The organism is Pseudomonas oryzihabitans (assembly GCF_024652905.1).
In the GTDB taxonomy this organism is placed as follows: domain Bacteria; phylum Pseudomonadota; class Gammaproteobacteria; order Pseudomonadales; family Pseudomonadaceae; genus Chryseomonas; species Chryseomonas benzopyrenica.
Genome location: NZ_CP102428.1, coordinates 4,314,479 through 4,331,329, shown reverse-complemented (window position 1 = coordinate 4,331,329; position 16,851 = coordinate 4,314,479). Strand labels below are relative to the sequence as shown.

Genomic DNA, 16,851 nt, shown 5'->3' with positions numbered 1-16,851 from the left:
TAAGCATAACTGGGCCTACGGCAGTTAATAGGCCCTGGCCAAAATCGGCAAAGCAGTCTGGCGCTCGTTGTCAAAGCTAACGACGCGGTACCACTACGACTGTCGGGGGAGAGACGGAACCTAACCGGGGAATCGATGCACAGCGGGGAACGTGGCAATCCCGACCACCCGCCTAACCAGCAACATCGGAAGGCAGGCAATCCGCAAGGAAAGCTGTTGGGTGTGGGGAATGGGAGGGTGCAAAAAGCGAATGGCTGTCTGTAATGGGCGGCATATCGGTTGAAACATCATCGACAGGGGCAACCCTGGCTGACGTGCACCTGGTTTACGGGCGCATGATCTAGTGCTGATTTCCAGCGAAACGACCCTAGGGGTGACTTCAACCCCTAGGGGGAGAAGTCCGTCCCGAAGGTTACTGACCTGAGGAGGACTGTATGAATACGCAACCAGCAACATCGGTTTCGTCTGCGTCTCCTGACGGCGTGAAGGGCTGGCACGATCTCGATTGGGCCAAGATCCAAATCTCCGTTCGGAAAACGCAGTTGAAGATTGCGCAGGCAACAATGGCCGGTGACTGGCGTAGGGTTAAACGCCTACAACGGTTACTGACCCATTCGTTTTATGGTCGCTGTTTGGCTGTAAGACGGGTGACTGAAAACCGGGGTCGCAAGACTCCGGGCGTTGATGGAGAAACCTGGGGGACGCCTCCAGCCAAGCTCTACGCCGCGAAGCGTCTATCGGAGAAACGAGGCTATCGGCCCAAACCGCTAAAGAGGGTTTGGATACCGAAGCCAGGGAAGAAGGAAAAGCGCCCGCTAGGTATACCGACGATGTTTGATCGGGCCATGCAAGCGCTCTACCTGTCAGCCCTGGAACCCGTCATCGAAAGCACCAGCGACCCGAAAAGTTTCGGCTTCCGGCCGGATCGCTCGACCGCTGATGCGATGGTTGAAATCTTTCAGTTAATGTCGAGAGACGACTCACCTATGTGGGTTCTGGAAGGTGACATCAAGGGGTTCTTCGACAACATCAATCACGAGTGGCTGTGCCAGAACGTCCCTATGGACAAGAAGGTACTGCGGCTGTGGTTGAAGGCCGGGGTAATTGACCGGCGACACTTCATGGCTACGGAGGCCGGGACGCCACAAGGCGGGATTATTTCGCCCTGTTTGGCTAACGCCACCCTTAACGGCTTGGAGATGCAGCTCAAAGGTCACCTGGCCAGAAAGCTAGCGGGTACCGACGCCGATACGCCCAGAGTGCATGTGGTGCGATACGCGGACGACTTCATCATCACAGCGGCTACCAAAGAGCTGTTGACTGACGAGGTCATACCTTGGGTCGAGCAATTCCTGTCAGTACGAGGGGTGAGCTTGTCCGAAGAGAAAACGCAGATAACCCACATCCTTCAGGGCTTCGATTTCCTAGGGTGGAATTTCAGGAAGTACGTCCCGAAGTCGCCTTACCGCCGGACCAAGCTATTCATCAAGCCCTCGAAAAAGAACATCTCAACGTTCTATCGCAAGGTTAGAGAAATAGTAAAAACCAGCGGGGCATTGACTCAGGAAGAGCTAATCGGACGCCTGAATCCGGTGCTGAAAGGGTGGGCTCAATACCACTCTCCAGCCGTAGCAAAGAAAGCCTTCAGCCGGTTAGACAGCTTGATCGTCTGGTTGCTGCGAAGGTGGGCGAAGCGCCGTCATCCGAAGAAGCAAGCTAATTGGTGCCGGAATAGATACTTCCACTCCATAGGCAAGCGAAATTGGGTTTTTGCGCATCCCTACAGAGGTAAGAAGGGTGAACGCAAGTTCTGCCAGCTATACCAGCTAGCGGACACTGAGATAAGGCGACAACCGCGGCTATCGGGTGGGTACCATCCATACGATGCGAAACACGAAGAGAAATGGGAAAAACTAAGAGTTCGACGAATGCAGCACAAACTGCATTTCAGAAAACAAATCCTGTATCTCTTCACGCGGCAGAAAGGACTCTGCGCCTTATGTGGTCACGCGGTAAATAAGGAAACTGGCTGGGACGACCATCACGTCATTCGACGGGTGGACGGCGGCAAGGACACCCTAAAAAATCGCGTGCTCATACACCCTAACTGCCACTCGCTGGTGCATAGCCAGCGGCAACAGGTAACCCTGAGATATAGCGGTCTATGATGTTAGGATCGCACGTCACAGTTGCCGGCCAGCCTATGGCTGGTTTTTCGTAAGCTTGAGCCGTGTGCTGCGAAAGTCGCAAGCACGGTTCTTAGGGGGCCCCGGGTCAGATAATGACTCCGGGGCCACCCGACCCCGACCCCTTGAAAACGCCCGGTCGGCTGACGTTCGACGAGGTGTGTTCATGATCCCCTGGCTGACCGTGGTGGGTATCGGCGAAGACGGCTACCCCGGCCTCGGCAAGCAGGCCCGCCGCGCCCTGCTGGAAGCGCAGGTCGTCATCGGCGGTCCGCGCCAGCTGGCGCTGCTGCCACCCTGCATCCGCGCCGTCCGCGAGCCCTGGCCACAGCCCTTTGCCCTGGCCCCGGCGCTGGACCGCCGCGGCACCCCGGTCTGCGTGCTGGCCAGCGGCGATCCCATGCTGTTCGGCGTCGGCGCGAGCCTGGCGCGCCAGCTGTCGGCCGACGAACTGCAGGTGCTACCGGCGCCCTCTTCCTACTCCCTGGCCGCTGCGCGCCTGGGCTGGCCCCTGCAAGAGGTCGCGTTGCTATCGGTGGTGGCCCGGCCCCTGGCCGGGGTGGTGCGCCATCTCCATCCCGGCGCGCGCCTGCTGGTCTTGAGCAACGACGGTCACAGCCCCGCCGCCCTGGCCGCCCTGCTGGTGGACCAAGGCTTTGGCGCCAGCCAGCTGCAAGTGCTGGAGCACCTGGGCGGGCCCCTGGAACGCCGCATCGCCGGTCGCGCCGAGGCCTGGTCGATGACCGAGGCGGCGGCGCTCAATCTGGTCGCCATCGAGGTCCTGAGCGAGACCGGTGAAGCGGGACTGCCGCTCACCCCCGGTCTGCCGGACAGCGCCTATCGCCACGACGGCCAGTTGACCAAGCGCGACGTGCGCGCCGTGACCCTGGCGCGTCTGGCGCCGCGTCCCGGCGAACTGCTGTGGGATGTGGGCGCCGGCTGCGGCTCCATCGGCATCGAATGGGCGCGCAGCCATCCCGGCTGCCGGGTGCTGGCCATCGAGGCCGATGCCGGTCGTCAGGCCCATATCCTCCATAACCGCGACCACCTCGGCGCCCCGGCCCTGCAACTGGTCGCCGGCCAGGCGCCCGAGGCGCTGGCCGGCCTGGCCACCCCGGACGCCATCTTCATCGGCGGCGGGCTTACCGCGCCGGGGGTACTGGACAGCTGCTGGGCCGCCTTGAAACCCGGCGGCCGCCTGGTCGCCAATGCCGTGACCCTGCAGACCGAAGCCGCTCTGGTGGCCTTCCGCGAGCGCCACGGTGGTGACCTGACCCGGTTGCAGGTGGCCCAGGCCCAGCCACTGGGCGCCTTCGATACCTGGCGTGCGGCGCTGCCTATTACCTTGCTGGAAGTGGTGAAGCCGTGAGTGGCCGTCGCTCGTCAAAAGTAGAGCGGGTGGTTGGGTGTGCCTCCTTCATCTTTGATGACTGTGAGTGGCGCCTTGCCCCCTCACCCCAGCCCTCTCCCCGCGGGGGCGAGGGGGCCGTTCGGTGGGGGCCTGGAAATCTGGCATCCGGGCTGACGCCCACGACTCTTGCTGAGCAAGCTGTGATCATCGGCGGGAAAGCCGTCTACGAGACCAATACCCCTACTCCGCCGCTCGCCCCCAGGCACCGCTTTTCCTCTCCTCTCCCTCGGGGAGAGGGGCCAGGGGTGAGGGCGCTCCATGCCTGACGAAGCCTCCGCCGCTCTTACGGAAAACCGCCCATGAAGATCCTCCTGCTCGGCGGCACCACCGAAGCCCTGGCCATCGCCCGTCAGCTCCCGGCAGATGCCCTCTATAGCCTCGCCGGCCTCGGTCGGGTGCCCCAGGACCTGCCCTGCCAGGTGCGGGTCGGCGGCTACGGCGGCGCCGCGGGGCTGGCCGCCTTTCTCCACAGTGAAGGCATCGAGCTGCTGCTGGACGCCACCCACCCCTACGCCGCCCGGATCAGCCACAACGCCGCGCGGGCCGCTGCTGACACTGGCCTCCCCTGCTGGGCGCTGCGCCGACCCGGCTGGCAGGCCGGACCAGACGACGACTGGCGCGAGGTAGCCGACTGGGCCGAGCTGCAGCGAGCCCTGGCACCCTTCGCCCGCCCCTTCTTCACCCTGGGTCGCGAGCCGCTGGAACATCTCCAGGAGATTCCCGGCGGGCAGTTCTGGACCCTGCGCCTGCTCGACGCCCATCCCGGCCACTTCCGGGCGCGGATCATCGCCGACCGCGGCCCCTTCGCCCTGGAGGCCGAGCGCGCGCTCTTCGCCCACGGCGACTTCGATGTGCTGATCAGCAAGAACAGCGGTAGCGCCGCCACCCAGCCCAAGCTGCAGGTCGCCCGCGAGCGGGGCCTGCCGGTGCTGATCCTGCGGCGCCCTGCCCTGCCCAGCGTCGACCGCGAATTCGCCAGCGTCGCCGAGCTGCTCGCCGCCCTGGCCGAGGAAACCCCATGACCGTTTATTTCATCGGCGCCGGCCCCGGCGATCCCGACCTCATCACCGTCAAGGGCCAACGGCTGATCCGCCAATGCCCGGTGATCCTCTATGCCGGCTCCCTGGTGCCGCCCGCGGTGCTCGAGGGCCATCGCGCCGAGACGGTGATCGACACCGCCCACCTGGATCTCGACGCCATCGTCGGCCACCTGGCCGCTGCCCACGCCCGTGGCCAGGACGTGGCCCGGGTGCATTCCGGCGATCCCTCGCTGTACGGCGCCATCGGTGAGCAGATCCGCCGCCTGCAGGCGCTGGGCATCGCCTACGAGATCGTCCCCGGCGTGACCGCCACCGCCGCCTGCGCGGCCCTGCTGGGTTGCGAGCTGACCCTGCCCGGCGTCAGCCAGACGGTGATCCTCACCCGCTATGCCAGTCGCACGGCCATGCCGGAAGGCGAGGCGCTGGCCGACCTGGCCCGCCACCGCGCGACCCTGGCCATCCACCTCGGCGTCGGCCAGCTGGAGCGCATCGTCGCCGACCTCCTGCCGCACTACGGTCCCGGCTGCCCGGTGGCCATCGTCCACCGCGCCAGCTGGCCGGATCAGGACAGCGTCCAGGGCACCCTGGCCGACATCGTCGAACGGGCGCGGGACAAGGATTTCCGCCGCACCGCGCTGATTCTGGTAGGCGAGGTGCTGGCGCCGGGGGATTTCCAGGATTCCAAGCTGTACCGGCAAGGACCGGGGTAGCACTCGTAGGTTGGGCTGAGGCGGCTCCTCCGCCGAAGCCCAACACAAGGCGGCATCGTTGGGCTTCGCTGCGCTCAACCTACAGGCGTCCTGCTCTAATACCCCGCGCCACCCTCGCCGCCGCTGACGATGGCCACGCCCGAACTGGTCCCCAGGCGGGTCGCGCCGGCGTCCAGCATGGCCTGGGCGGTGGCCCGGTCGCGGACGCCGCCGGAGGCCTTCACGCCCATGTCCGGGCCCACCTCCTCGCGCATCAGCCGCACGTCCTCCAGGGTCGCGCCACCGTGGCCGAAACCGGTCGAGGTCTTGACGAAGGCGACCCCGAGGTCGCGACAGATCCGACAGGCCTGGCGCTTCTGAGGCTCGTCGAGCAGACCAGTCTCCAGGATCACCTTGAGCGGTACCGCACCGCAGGCGGCCTGGACCGCGGCGATGTCGGCGGAGACCTCATCCAGCAGGCCATCCTTGAGCCAGCCGATATTGAGCACCATGTCGATCTCCCCCGCCCCGGCGGCGATGGCCTGCTCGGCTTCGAAGGCCTTGGCCGCGCTCAGCCCGGCGCCGAGCGGAAAGCCCACCACCGCGCAGACCTTGACCGCACTGCCGGCCAGTTGCGCCGCGGCGTGGGGGACCTGGGCGGAATTCACGCACACCGAGTAGAAGCCATGGGTTCGCGCCTCCTGGCACAGGCGCTCGATCTGGGCGCGGCGGGCATCGGCGGCGAGCAGGGTGTGGTCGATGGTCTTGGCGAGTTCGCCGGGTTCAAGCTGCATGGGGCCTCCTCAGGCACGGGTAGCGTATGATCGGATCAGAATTCTTGGTTGGTGCGGCCCGCACCTCTAGTCGGACTCCCGTAGCGCACCCCTCATGGATAGCAAGAAAGCCGCTCGGCTCAAGCTGATGCACCAGGCGCTGCAGGATCAGCACGCCATTCACCTGCGCGAGATGGCCCAGCTGCTGGGTGTCTCGGAAATGACCCTGAGACGTGACCTGCGGCTCCCACCGGACGGCCTGCGGCTGCTCGGCGGTCACGTCACCCGCGATGTCGGCGGCAGCGAGGCGCCCGGCTACCAGGTGGTGGAACAGGACCTGCGCCAGGTCGAGGAAAAGCGCCGCATCGGTCGCCTGGCCGCGGCGCAGATCCGCGCCGGCGACACCGTCTTCCTCGATTGCGGGACCACCACGCCCTTCGTGGTGGACTTCATTCCCGATGACCTGGAATTCACCGCCGTCTGCCATTCGCTCAACGTGCTGCTCAAGCTGCAGCAGAAGGTCAACTGCACCCTGGTGGTGTGCGGTGGCACCTTCCAGCGCAAGAACCAGATCTTCGAGAGTCGCCTGGAGACCGGGGTGCTCGACAGCGTGCGCCTCACCCACGCCTTCGTCTCGGCGGCCGGGGTGAGCGAGGACTTCGGCGTCACCTGCTTCAACTTCAACGAGGTCGAGGTCAAGCAGAAGGTCCTGCGCCAGGCCCAGCAGCGGCTGCTGCTGGTCGACCATACCAAGTTCGACGTGGTGCGCGCCGCGCATTTCGCGGCGCTCGACGACTTCGACTTGGTGGTCAGCGACGGGCGCATTCCGCGCAGCTATCGCGAGCGGATCGAGGCGAACGGCGCGCAACTGCTTACCTGATCCGCGCCGGGTCGGCCAGGCGCGTCAGCAGCGCCTCGCGCTCGGCGGCGGCAAGGTAGCCGGTGCGCACGCTGAAGGTGCGCCGTTCACCCGGCTGCAGCTGCTGCACCTGCCCCTTGGCGGTCTCGGCCAGATAGCCCTCCGGCTCGCAGGTCGCCGGCAGCACGAAGGCCGCCACCTGCTGGTCGGGATTGTGCAGCACCCAGCGCGTGGCATGGGGCAAGCTCTCTGGGCGATAGGCCGTGTAGAAGGCGGCGCCGCTCGGATGCTCCAGCAGGAAGTGCGCTTCCCCCGCCGCGTCGGTGCCCGGCGCATCGATGAAGCTGACGATTTCCGGCTGGTAGCGCGCGGGCGCATCCAGCACCCGCAGGCGTTCCGACTCTTCGGCCAGCTCGGCGATGAAGGCCTGCCAGTCGGCGGTCGGCCGCACATGAGCCGGCACGCTGGTGCGTACCCGGGTGCGGGCCACGCCGAGAGGCTCATGGAAGCGGCCGCCAGGTACGTAGGCGTAGTTCATGTGGGCCATGTACATGAGGTCCATGGGCTGGCCGGCCTGGTTTTCCACTTCCAGGCCCAGCTCGAACAGGGCGCTGTCCGGCCTCAGGGTCACGCTGGGCTGGGCACGATAGCGGTCGCCAAAGCCCATGGCGTAGTCATGGCGCCCGCCCAGGCGAAGGAAGTCACCCTCCGCGTCCCGGCCCAGCTCCAGCCAGGCCTCGTCCAGCGGCGCGCAGGGCAGTTCGCCGTGCAGCTCGTGGCTGTCCTCCGGCGCCGGGCAGCCGTTGCGCAGCACCCCGGCGTGGAACATGAAGCAGCCATAGGTCTCGATGATCCGCCGGGTCGGCCGCGGCTGGTCGAACAATCCGGGCATGGTCAGGCGGCAGCCGTCGAAGCTGGCGTCCCAGACCATCTGCCCCTGGTAGGGCAGTACGATCAGCCGGCCGCGGCGATTCTCCAGCGCCAGGGCGCGGACCCCGGAAGGATAGGTCCAGGCGCGCACCTGGAAGGCGTCGCTAGCGAGCAGGGTGCGCTCGCATGCGGTGAATTGCTCAGGCTGCAGGGGCAGGCGTACGGACATGGCGGCGTCCTCCTCAGGCGGTCTGGGCGGCGCCCACCGGCAGCCGCTCGCTGGCCGGATGACGCAGGCAATAGAGGGCGTAGGCGACGATCACCGTGAAGCACAGCAGCGGTACCGAATAGGCCAGCTGCATGTTGCCGCCGGTGTAGTCCGACAGCAGCCCCTGGAAGATCGGGATCACCCCGCCACCGACGATGCTCATCACCAGCAGCGAACCGCCGAACTCGGTGTCGCGGCCGATGCCGTCGACGGTCAGGCCATAGATGGTCGGCCAGCAGGGGCCGAGGAAGATGCTCACGCCCACGGCGGCGTACACCGCGGTGATGTTGGGCACCAGGATGGTGTAGGCCAGCAGGGCGATGCACAGCACCCCGTAGACGCCCAGCACCTTGGCCGGATGCCAGCGACGCATCAGCAGGTTGGCGATCAGCTTGCCGACGAAATAGGCGGCGAAGGTGGTGAGCAGGAACCAGGAGGCGCTGCGCTCGTTCATGCCGCCGAGCTGCATGGCCAGGCGGATGGTGAAGCTCCAGACGCCGACCTGGGCGCCGACATAGAGGAACTGCGCCAGCACGCCAAAGACGAATCGCGGATTGCGTCTCAGCCGACCCAGGCTGGCGGCCATGCCGTCGCCCTCGCTGCGCACGGCATCGTTGCCCTTGCAGGCCGGATAGCGGGTGCAGGCGATCAGCACGAAGATCAGCACCAGCACGCCGATCATCCACTGGTAGGGCGTCAGGGTGGCCTGGATCATCTGCAGCTGCTGGGCGGCGGCCTCGGCGGGATTCATCTGCAGCAGCTGCGCCTGGCTGGCGTCGCCGTCCTTGAACATCACGAAGCTGCCCACGTAGACGCCGGTCATGGCGCCGAAGGGGTGAAAGGTCTGGGAGATGTTCAACCGGCGGGTGCCAGTCTCGCGCGGCCCGAGCAGGGTCGAGTAGGTGTTGCAGGCGGTCTCCAGGAAGGACAGCCCCGCGGCGATCACGAACAGCGCCAGCAGGAACATGCCGTACTTGGCCATGGAGGCGGCCGGAAAGAACAGCAGGCAGCCGACCATGTAGAGGAACAGGCCGAAGAGGATGGTCGTCTTGTAGCTGAAGCGCCGCACCATCAGCGCGGCCGGCAGGGCCAGGAAGAAATAGCCGAGATAGAAGGCCGACTGCACGAAGGCGGTCTGGAAGTCACTGAGCAGGAAGGCCTTCTTGAAGTGGGCGATGAGCACGTCGTTCATGCTCGCCGCGGCGGCCCAGAGGGCGAAGATGCAGCACAGCAGGATGAAGGCGAACCAGGGCGTGCGGTTCAGGTAGTAGCCGTCGGCGCTGGGCCGCAGGGGTGACTGGCTCATTGTTGTTCTCCGTAGGGGTGCCAGGGTGAGGGATTGCCGACCTTGCGTCAGAGATCCAGGGACGCGAGGTAGTCTTCGAAGACCGCGGCCTCGGGATAGGAGGTCTGGGTGCCGCGCCCGGTGACCGACAGTGCCGAATAGGCCACGGCGCGCTGCATGGCGTCCCGCAGGCCGAGGCCCTGGACGCGGCCATGGGCGAAGCAGCCGATGAAGGCATCGCCGGCGCCGGTGGTGTCGATGGCCGCCACCGGCTGGCCGGACAGGCTGAACTCGCCCTCCTCGCCCACGTACAGCGCGCCCTGGGCACCGAGGGTGACCACCACATGGCGGATGCCGCGACCGGCCAGCACCCGCGCGGCGGCGAAAGCGCTCTCGCGATCCTGCACGGGCAGACCGCTGACCAGGGCCAGTTCGGTCTCGTTGGGGACGAAGTAATCCAGCCGGGCGAGGTGCGCGGCGCTCAGGTCGGCCACTGCCGGCGCCGGATTGAGCAGCACCGGGATGCCCAGGCGCTGGCCGCAGTCGATGGCCGCGTAGACGGTCTCCAGGGCGATTTCCAGCTGCAGCACGATCAGCGCGCAATCGCGCAGATCGGCTTCCGCCGCCTGGATGTCGACCGCGCCGAGAGCGGCGTTGGCGCCCTTCACGATGAGGATGCTGTTGTGCGAGTCGGGCTGGACGAAGATCGGCGCCACCCCGCTGGAGCGACCCGGCGCGCGGGTCACATGACGGGTGTCGATACCGAAGCGGCGGAAGTTGGCCAGGGTGTTGTCGGCGAAGAGGTCGTCGCCGACCTTGGTCACCATCAGCACCTCGCTGCCCAGCTTGGCCGCGGCGACCGCCTGGTTGGCGCCCTTGCCGCCACAGCCGAGGGCGAAGTCCGGCGCCTCCAGCGTCTCGCCCTGCACGGGCAGGCGCTCGATATAGGTGATGAGATCGACCATGTTGCTGCCGATGACCGCGATTTTGCCCATGCCGAGCGCGCCTCCGTTTTTCTTGATGTTATTAAATTAACGGTTTTTGTTAATTTTCCATCATAGATACTGCAACTCGGTGCGCAGCTCAAGCGCCGGTGATCGCCCAGGGACGACACCTTGCCGCCAGGGCTCAAGGCTGGGAGCTGCGACACGAAAATGCAGGAGCAGGCGAGTCAGACGAAGGGGCAGTACGGTAGCGGGAAGCGGCGCACCGGGGACCCGGTGCGCGCGAGGATCAGTGAAACACTTCGGCGATGAAAGCCGCGCCGATGAAGGTGCCGAAGCTGGCGATCAGCGAAACCACCACGATGCGCCAGCCGAGGCGACGGAAGGCCGGGATGTCCTTGGCGATGGACAGGCCGGCGAAGGCCAGCATGGGGGTGATCAGCGCCATGATGCCGACCGCGTTGTGGGCGGCGGTGATCTGCGGCGCCAGCGGGCACCAGGGCGAGGTCAGGAACATGGCCACCAGCGATACCCAGCACACCGCCGGCACCTTGCGGCGAAACAGCTGGCAGAGCAGTTCACCGACGAAGGCCGCCAGGATCATCACCGCGACGCCCAGGAAAGCAGCCGTTGGCAGGGTATTGCTCATCACCAGGGTCGCCAGCAGCGCCAGGGCGCCCGAGGCCAGCCAGGCGCTAAAGCGTGCCGACCAGCCCAGTTCCACGGGTTCGTCCACCACGCCAGCATCCACCGAACTCTGCTGGAAGGAAGCCTTGGTGGTACGGCCGATGCGCGGCTCCATCACCCGGTAGCCCCAGACCGCCAGTGGCAGGGAGATGAACAGGGTGAAGTAGGTGCCCAGGGTCAGGGTGATGAGGTTGGCGGCGGCGGCCAGCGCCATGACCTCCTTGGCCACCTCGGCGGTCTGCTGGGCCGCGATGGCACCGGCCGCGGCGGCCATGATGCTGCCCGAGCCCAGGCCGGCGCCCATGGCCAGGGAATAGGGGTGAAAGATGTTCAGGCTGGCGATGAAGCCGGCGACGATGGCCATGAACACTGCGCCGAACAGGGTGCCGGTCAGGTACTCGGCGAGCACGCCACGACCTTCCGGGGAGTCCATGCCATAGCGTTCGCTGATGATCGCCAGACTCGGTTCACGCCCCACCGAGAAGGTGGCACCGATGGCCTCGCGCTTGATGCCCAGCAGCAGGGCCACCGGCAGGCCGAGCAGGATGGTGCCGACGAAATGCCCAAGCTCCTGGAAGGCCAGTGCCCAGCCGGCGGCGATCACCGTGGGCAGCGAGCCACCCACCACCAGGCCGAGCTTGGCGATGAACACCAGCAAGGCGTATTGCAGAATGGCCGCCGAGCGCACCTGGGCGCCGCGGTCGATACCCAGACCCAGCGGCATGCGCTTGCCGACCTGCCCCACCGCCGCACCCAGCAAGAGCGCCCAGATCATCGGCAGCAGCACCACCTTGCCCGGACCCAGCGGTATGGTGAGGGAGCCGATCAGCTCGGCGATCAGCAGCACCAGCGCTGCCCAGATGTAGAGTCTGACGGTATTGCTGACAGCTCGGTCCTGGCCCACGGCCAGCGTCGGATTGGCGCTCATTCTTCCCCCTGCGGCCCGCTCGCGGGCTCGGTTGTTGGTATGGTTGGCAGTCGCGAGCGGCGAGGCCCGCTGGGCAGAAAAGGGCTCCGCTAGGGAGCAGGACCCGGTCGTTCTGGAGGCCTGGTCGAGGTCGCACGCCTGGCGTGCCGAAGGGAGGAAGCCCGCCGCGGACAGGGTCTCGCCTGGGACTTCTCGCCGTTCCGGAGCTCTGCGTCGCGGGCCTTGGCCAGGCCGGGGCGGCCGTGGTCTTGGCCCGAGTATGGACAGCGGCCTGTTCTCTCTCCAATACTGGAAATGGCCTTTTCCGTTGCCTTTAAGAGAACACACGGATGCGTGGAATTCACGAACAACGCTTGCATTATTTCGTCGAGGCGGTGCGCCTGGGCAGCGTGCGCGCCGCGGCCGACGCCCTGGATATCGCCCCGTCCGCGGTCAGCCGGCAGATCGCCCAGGTCGAGGCGGAGCTGGGCGTCGACCTCATCGAAAGACACCGCCGCGGCATCACCCCGACCGAGGCCGGGCGCCTGGTGCTGGACTATTTCCGCCAGCGCCAGACCCAGCTCGACGGCTTGAGAGACGCCATCTCCGATCTCCAGGGCCTGCGCACCGGCCGCGTGGTGCTGGCCATCGGCGAGGGCTTCATCGGCGACCTGTCGCGCAGCCTGGGCGACTTTTCCGCGCGGCATCCGGAGATCGAGGTCAGGGTCAATGTGGTGGGCACCAACGAGGTGATTCGCCAGGTAATGGAAGACGAGGCGCAACTGGGGCTGGTGTTCAATCCGCCGCGCGATCCGCACCTGCGCGTACATGGCAGTCGCGAGCAGCCGCTCTATGCGCTGGTGGCATCAGGGCATCCGCTGGCCGGAGCCCGGGCGCCCGTGACCCTGGCTGAGCTGGGCCAGCACCGCCTGGCGCTGCCGGATATCTCCTACGGCATCCGCCAGATGCTCGACGCCGTGGAGCAGGCCGCCGGCCAGCGCCTGGCGCCAACCCTGACCTGCAACACCTTCGCCCTGCTCAAGCACTATGCCCAGCAGGGCGGCGTGACCCTGCTGCCGCTGTTCGCCGCCACCCAGGAATTGGACAGCGGCGCCTTGCGCGCCCTGCCCTTGGCCGATCCGGGCTTTGCCCGCGCCCACGTCGAGCTGGTGACCCGTCTGGGACGCAAGCTCAGTCGCGCCGCGGACGAGTTGCGCACGGCCATGGTGCAGCAGATGACCGCCTTTCGCTGAGCGTCGGCGGCCGTCGCTGTAAGAGGCCTAGACCGGCAACTCCTGGCGCACCAGCTCGGCCCACAGCCGTACGGCCGGCTCGATGATGGCGTCGTTGAAGTCATAGGCCGGGTTGTGCAGCGGTGCCGAGGGCTGGGCGCCGTCGACGCCCAGCCAGAGATAGGCCCCCGGGCGCGCCGCCAGCATGAAGGCGAAGTCCTCGGAGGCCATGGACGGTGGTACGCCATCGCTGACCCGCTCGGCGCCAAAGGCGGTCACCGCCGCCTGACGTACCCGCGCCGCCTGCTCGGGATGGTTCTGGGTCACCGGATAGCCGCGGGTGAATTCCAGCTCGCCGCGCACCCCCTGGGCCAGCGGCGCCTGGGCGACGATCTCGCCGATCAGCCGCTCCACCTCGGCGCGCACCGCGCCATCCAGGCAGCGCACCGTGCCCCTGACCCGCGCCACCTCGGGGATGACGTTGATGGCCTCCCCCGCCTCCAGCATGGTCACGCTGACCACCGCGGCGGCCAGCGGCGAGATCCGCCGGGCGACGATGGTCTGCAGCTGCAGGATCAGGTCCGCCGCGGCGACGATGGGATCGCGCCCGCGCTCGGGCATGGCCGCGTGGCAGCCCTTGCCGGTCAGGGTGATGGCGAAGGTGTCCAGCGAGGCCATCATGGCGCCCGGATTGACCACCACCTGCCCGGCCGGCAATCCCGGCCAGTTGTGCAGGCCGTAGAGGGCGTCCATGGGAAAGCGTTCGAACAGGCCGTCCTCGATCATCTTCTGGGCGCCGCCAAGATTTTCCTCGGCGGGCTGGAAGACGAAATAGAGGGTGCCGCGGAAATCGCGGTGTTCGCTCAGGTGACGCGCGGTGGCCAGCAGAATGGCGGTATGGCCGTCATGGCCGCAGGCGTGCATGCGCCCGGCGGCGGTGGAACGGTGGGGGACATCCCCCACCTCCTGCATCGGCAGGGCGTCCATGTCGGCGCGCAGACCCAGGCTGGGGCCCTCGCCGTGACGCAGCACCCCGACCACGCCGGTCCCACCGAGGCCACGATGGACCTCCAGGCCGAAGCCCTCCAGCAACTCGGCCACCCGCGCCGCGGTGCGGTGCTCGGCGAAACCCAGTTCCGGATGGGCGTGGAAATCGCGACGCCAGCTGCGGGCGTCGTCCAATAAGGCTTGATGGATGGTCATCTGTTACTCCAGGCTAGCGCCGTAGCCGAAGCCGGCGGCGGGCACCGCGGCGGTTTCCACCCAGACGCTCTTCACCTCACTGTATTCGCGCAGGGCATCGAGGCCCGAGGAGCGACCGTAGCCGCTCTCGCCGTAGCCGCCGAAGGGCGAGCTGACGTGGATGGTCTTGTAGCCGTTGACCCAGAAGGTACCGGCGCGCACACCGCGCGCCACCCGGTGGGCACGACCGACATCGCGAGTCCAGACCGCCCCGGCCAGGCCGAAGCGGCTGTCGTTGGCGATGCGGATGGCATCGGCCTCGTCCTTGAACGGGATAGCCACCACCACTGGCCCGAAGATCTCTTCCTGGGCGCAACTCAGGCCATTGTGGCCAGCCAGTACCGTGGGATTGACGTAGTAGCCCGTCCCGGCGGGAAGCGGCTCGACGCCATTGGCCACCAGCCGTGCGCCCTCACCGAGGGCACCTTCCACCATGTTCCTGACGTGGGCGAACTGCTTGGCGTTGTGGATCGGGCCGATCTGGGTCTCGGGATCACTCGGGTCCCCCACCTTGAACTGGCTGGCGGCGCGGGCCACCGCCTGGATGAAACGCTCGTAGATGGACTCCTGCACTAGCAGCCGCGACCCGGAGACGCAACTCTGTCCGGCCCCAGAGAAGATCGCCGCCTGGGCGCCGCGCACGGCCAGGTCCAGGTCGGCGTCTTCGAAGACGATGTTGGCCGACTTGCCGCCCAGCTCCAGCACCACCGGTATGCAGCGCTGGGCCGCGGCGGCGGCGATGTGCCGGCCGGTGGCCGGCGAGCCGACAAAGACCACCTTGCGGATGTCGGCGTGGGCGATCACCTGCTGGCCGACGGTATGGCCCTGGCCGGCGAGCACGTTGACCAGGCCCTTGGGCGCACCGGCGCGTTCCACCAGCACGCCCAGCAGCAGCGAGGTCACCGGAGTCAGTTCGGACGGCTTGAGGATCACCGCGTTGCCGGCGGTGATGGCCGGAGCGATCTGCCAGCCGCCGGTAAAGATCGGCGCATTCCAGGGGGTGATCTGCAGCACCGTGCCCAGGGGTTCGTAGGTCACGTAGTTGAGGTGGCTGGTGGGCACTGGGATGACCTCGCCATGCAGCTTGTCGGCCCAGCCGGCGTAGTACTCGAACATCTCGGCGACCTTGAGCACCTCGACGCGGGCATCACGGATCGGTTTGTTGGCGGTCAGCGATTCCAGCTGCGCCAGGACCTCGGCCTCCTCGCGGACCAGGGCGCCAACCTTGTAGATGATGCGCCCGCGCGCCTGGGCGGTCAGGGCGCGCCATTCCTCGCGCGCCCGGCGGGCGGCGGCATCGGCGCGCTCGACCACGGCCAGGTCGGCATCGGGGTAGCTGTAGGCCGGGCTGTCGTCATGGGCGTTGCGCACGGTGATCCGCTCGCCGCTGCCATCGACGAAGGCGCCGTCCACGTAGCTGGCGACCTGCTGGCGGTCGCCCCAGAGGGGCTTGAGCAATTCCAGTGTCTTGGCGTTCATCATGATCATTCCCCCTTGCCGAACAGGTCTTCGCTGGTGCGTCGCGCGATGGCGCAGAAATCCTCGCCATCGGCCAGGGTCTCGGCGCTGGCCTTCCAGACCTGGGCGGTGGCCGCGGCCAGCGGCAGGTCGAGGCCGAGTTCGGCGATGAGCTGCTGGGCCAGGCCCACGTCCTTGCGCATCAGGCCCATGGTGAAGCCGGAGTCATAGGCCTTGTTCAGCACCCAGGTAGGGAACATGCCCTGGCTGGCGGCGCTGCGCCCGGAACCGGCATTGATGCCTTCGAGCAGCTTCTCCGGGGCGACGCCGGCACGGGCGGCCATGGTCACCGCCTCGGCGGTGGTGATCAGGTGCGCCGCGGCCAGCAGGTTGTTGGCGATCTTGGCGATGTTGCCGGCGCCCACGGCGCCGATGTGCACCCGGGTCGCGCTCATGGCTTCCAGCGCCGGCAATGCCTTGGCCAGGGCTGCCTCGCTACCGCCGATGACCATGGTCATGGTGCCAGCCGCGGCACCGGCGGGGCCGCCGGAGACAGGGGCATCGAGGAAATCGGCGCCGACCTCGGCGAAGGCCGCCGCTACCCGGCGGCTGGTCTCCGGGGTGGAGGTGGTGGTGTCGACCACCACGGTGCCCGGCCGCACGCGGCTGACCAGGCCCGCCTCGCCCAGGCACACGGCCTCGACGTGCTCGGCCTTGGGCAGCGACAGCACGATGACGTCGCTGCCGGCGGCCAGGGCCGCCAGATCGCCAGCGATGGCCACGCCCTGGGCAGCGACCCGCTCGCAGGCGGCGCTGGAGGGATCCAGGCCGGTGACGGCCACGCCCTTGCGCGCCAGGGTGATCGCCATGTTGCCGCCCATGTTGCCGAGTCCGATGACCCCGACCTGCCTGCCCATGCCTTGTTCCTCTTCTTCGAATGGGTGTGACCGCCCCTGTGGCCGGCCCTTGGCGATCGAGTATGGGAGGCGCCAGGCATCAC

14 protein-coding genes are annotated in these 16,851 nt (G+C 67.1%); 6 read left to right on the top strand and 8 right to left on the bottom strand.

Annotated features, from left to right (window positions below):
- Positions 1-434 precede the first annotated feature (434 nt).
- The 4 genes from ltrA (at position 435) to cobM (ending at position 5,347) form a co-directional block, all read left to right on the top strand.
- Positions 435-2,168, top strand: coding sequence for a group II intron reverse transcriptase/maturase (gene ltrA / locus NRG74_RS20090; RefSeq protein WP_064307652.1), 1,734 nt, complete (start codon positions 435-437; stop codon positions 2,166-2,168).
- A 184-nt stretch (positions 2,169-2,352) separates the two neighbouring features.
- On the top strand, positions 2,353-3,555 hold the full coding sequence (gene cbiE / locus NRG74_RS20085; RefSeq protein ID WP_257705138.1) for a precorrin-6y C5,15-methyltransferase (decarboxylating) subunit CbiE: 1,203 nt from the start codon (positions 2,353-2,355) through the stop codon (positions 3,553-3,555).
- Positions 3,556-3,896: 341 nt separating this feature from the next.
- Entirely contained in the window at positions 3,897-4,619 is a 723-nt protein-coding gene (locus tag NRG74_RS20080) for a cobalt-precorrin-6A reductase (RefSeq protein WP_257705137.1), read from the top strand.
- The gene (cobM, locus tag NRG74_RS20075; protein WP_184290065.1) at positions 4,616-5,347 is read left to right on the top strand and encodes a precorrin-4 C(11)-methyltransferase; all 732 of its coding nucleotides are present in this window, start codon (positions 4,616-4,618) and stop codon (positions 5,345-5,347) included. Before NRG74_RS20080 ends, cobM begins: the two co-directional genes overlap by 4 nt.
- Positions 5,348-5,442: 95 nt before the next feature.
- Here cobM and deoC read toward each other — a convergent pair whose 3' ends face one another.
- On the bottom strand, positions 5,443-6,120 hold the full coding sequence (gene deoC / locus NRG74_RS20070) for a deoxyribose-phosphate aldolase (protein ID WP_160921923.1): 678 nt from the start codon (positions 6,118-6,120) through the stop codon (positions 5,443-5,445).
- A 94-nt stretch (positions 6,121-6,214) separates the two neighbouring features.
- Here deoC and deoR point away from each other — a divergent pair, with 94 nt between their 5' ends.
- Positions 6,215-6,979, top strand: coding sequence for a DNA-binding transcriptional repressor DeoR (gene deoR, locus NRG74_RS20065; protein ID WP_257705136.1), 765 nt, complete (start codon positions 6,215-6,217; stop codon positions 6,977-6,979).
- On the opposite strand, the gene NRG74_RS20060 is transcribed toward deoR, so the two are convergent.
- The 4 genes from NRG74_RS20060 to NRG74_RS20045 form a co-directional block, all read right to left on the bottom strand.
- Entirely contained in the window at positions 6,972-8,057 is a 1,086-nt protein-coding gene (locus NRG74_RS20060) for an aldose 1-epimerase family protein (RefSeq protein ID WP_257705135.1), read from the bottom strand. The genes deoR and NRG74_RS20060 overlap by 8 nt on opposite strands.
- 13 nt (positions 8,058-8,070) lie before the next feature.
- Positions 8,071-9,402: an L-fucose:H+ symporter permease gene (fucP, locus tag NRG74_RS20055; RefSeq protein ID WP_257705134.1), complete on the bottom strand. Its 1,332-nt coding sequence runs from the start codon at positions 9,400-9,402 to the stop codon at positions 8,071-8,073.
- 47 nt (positions 9,403-9,449) lie between these two features.
- Positions 9,450-10,376 carry a ribokinase gene (rbsK, locus tag NRG74_RS20050; protein ID WP_257705133.1) on the bottom strand — a complete coding sequence of 309 codons (927 nt, stop codon included), beginning with the start codon at positions 10,374-10,376 and terminating at the stop codon, positions 9,450-9,452.
- 238 nt (positions 10,377-10,614) lie between these two features.
- Positions 10,615-11,940 (bottom strand): DUF3100 domain-containing protein, encoded by a 1,326-nt coding sequence (locus NRG74_RS20045; protein ID WP_257705132.1) that lies wholly within the window; start codon positions 11,938-11,940, stop codon positions 10,615-10,617.
- A gap of 329 nt (positions 11,941-12,269) precedes the next feature.
- Here NRG74_RS20045 and NRG74_RS20040 point away from each other — a divergent pair, with 329 nt between their 5' ends.
- Complete coding sequence (locus NRG74_RS20040) at positions 12,270-13,172, top strand: LysR family transcriptional regulator (protein ID WP_257705131.1); 903 nt, start codon at positions 12,270-12,272, stop codon at positions 13,170-13,172.
- A gap of 27 nt (positions 13,173-13,199) precedes the next feature.
- Here the strand turns inward: NRG74_RS20040 and NRG74_RS20035 are convergent, their stop codons facing one another.
- From NRG74_RS20035 to NRG74_RS20025, 3 genes are read right to left on the bottom strand one after another with little or no spacing between them, the layout of a single operon-like run.
- Positions 13,200-14,354: a M20 aminoacylase family protein gene (locus NRG74_RS20035; protein WP_257705130.1), complete on the bottom strand. Its 1,155-nt coding sequence runs from the start codon at positions 14,352-14,354 to the stop codon at positions 13,200-13,202.
- 3 nt (positions 14,355-14,357) lie between these two features.
- Entirely contained in the window at positions 14,358-15,875 is a 1,518-nt protein-coding gene (locus NRG74_RS20030) for an aldehyde dehydrogenase family protein (RefSeq protein ID WP_257705129.1), read from the bottom strand.
- A 2-nt stretch (positions 15,876-15,877) separates the two neighbouring features.
- Entirely contained in the window at positions 15,878-16,768 is an 891-nt protein-coding gene (locus NRG74_RS20025; RefSeq protein ID WP_257705128.1) for an NAD(P)-dependent oxidoreductase, read from the bottom strand.
- Positions 16,769-16,851: the final 83 nt, after the last annotated feature.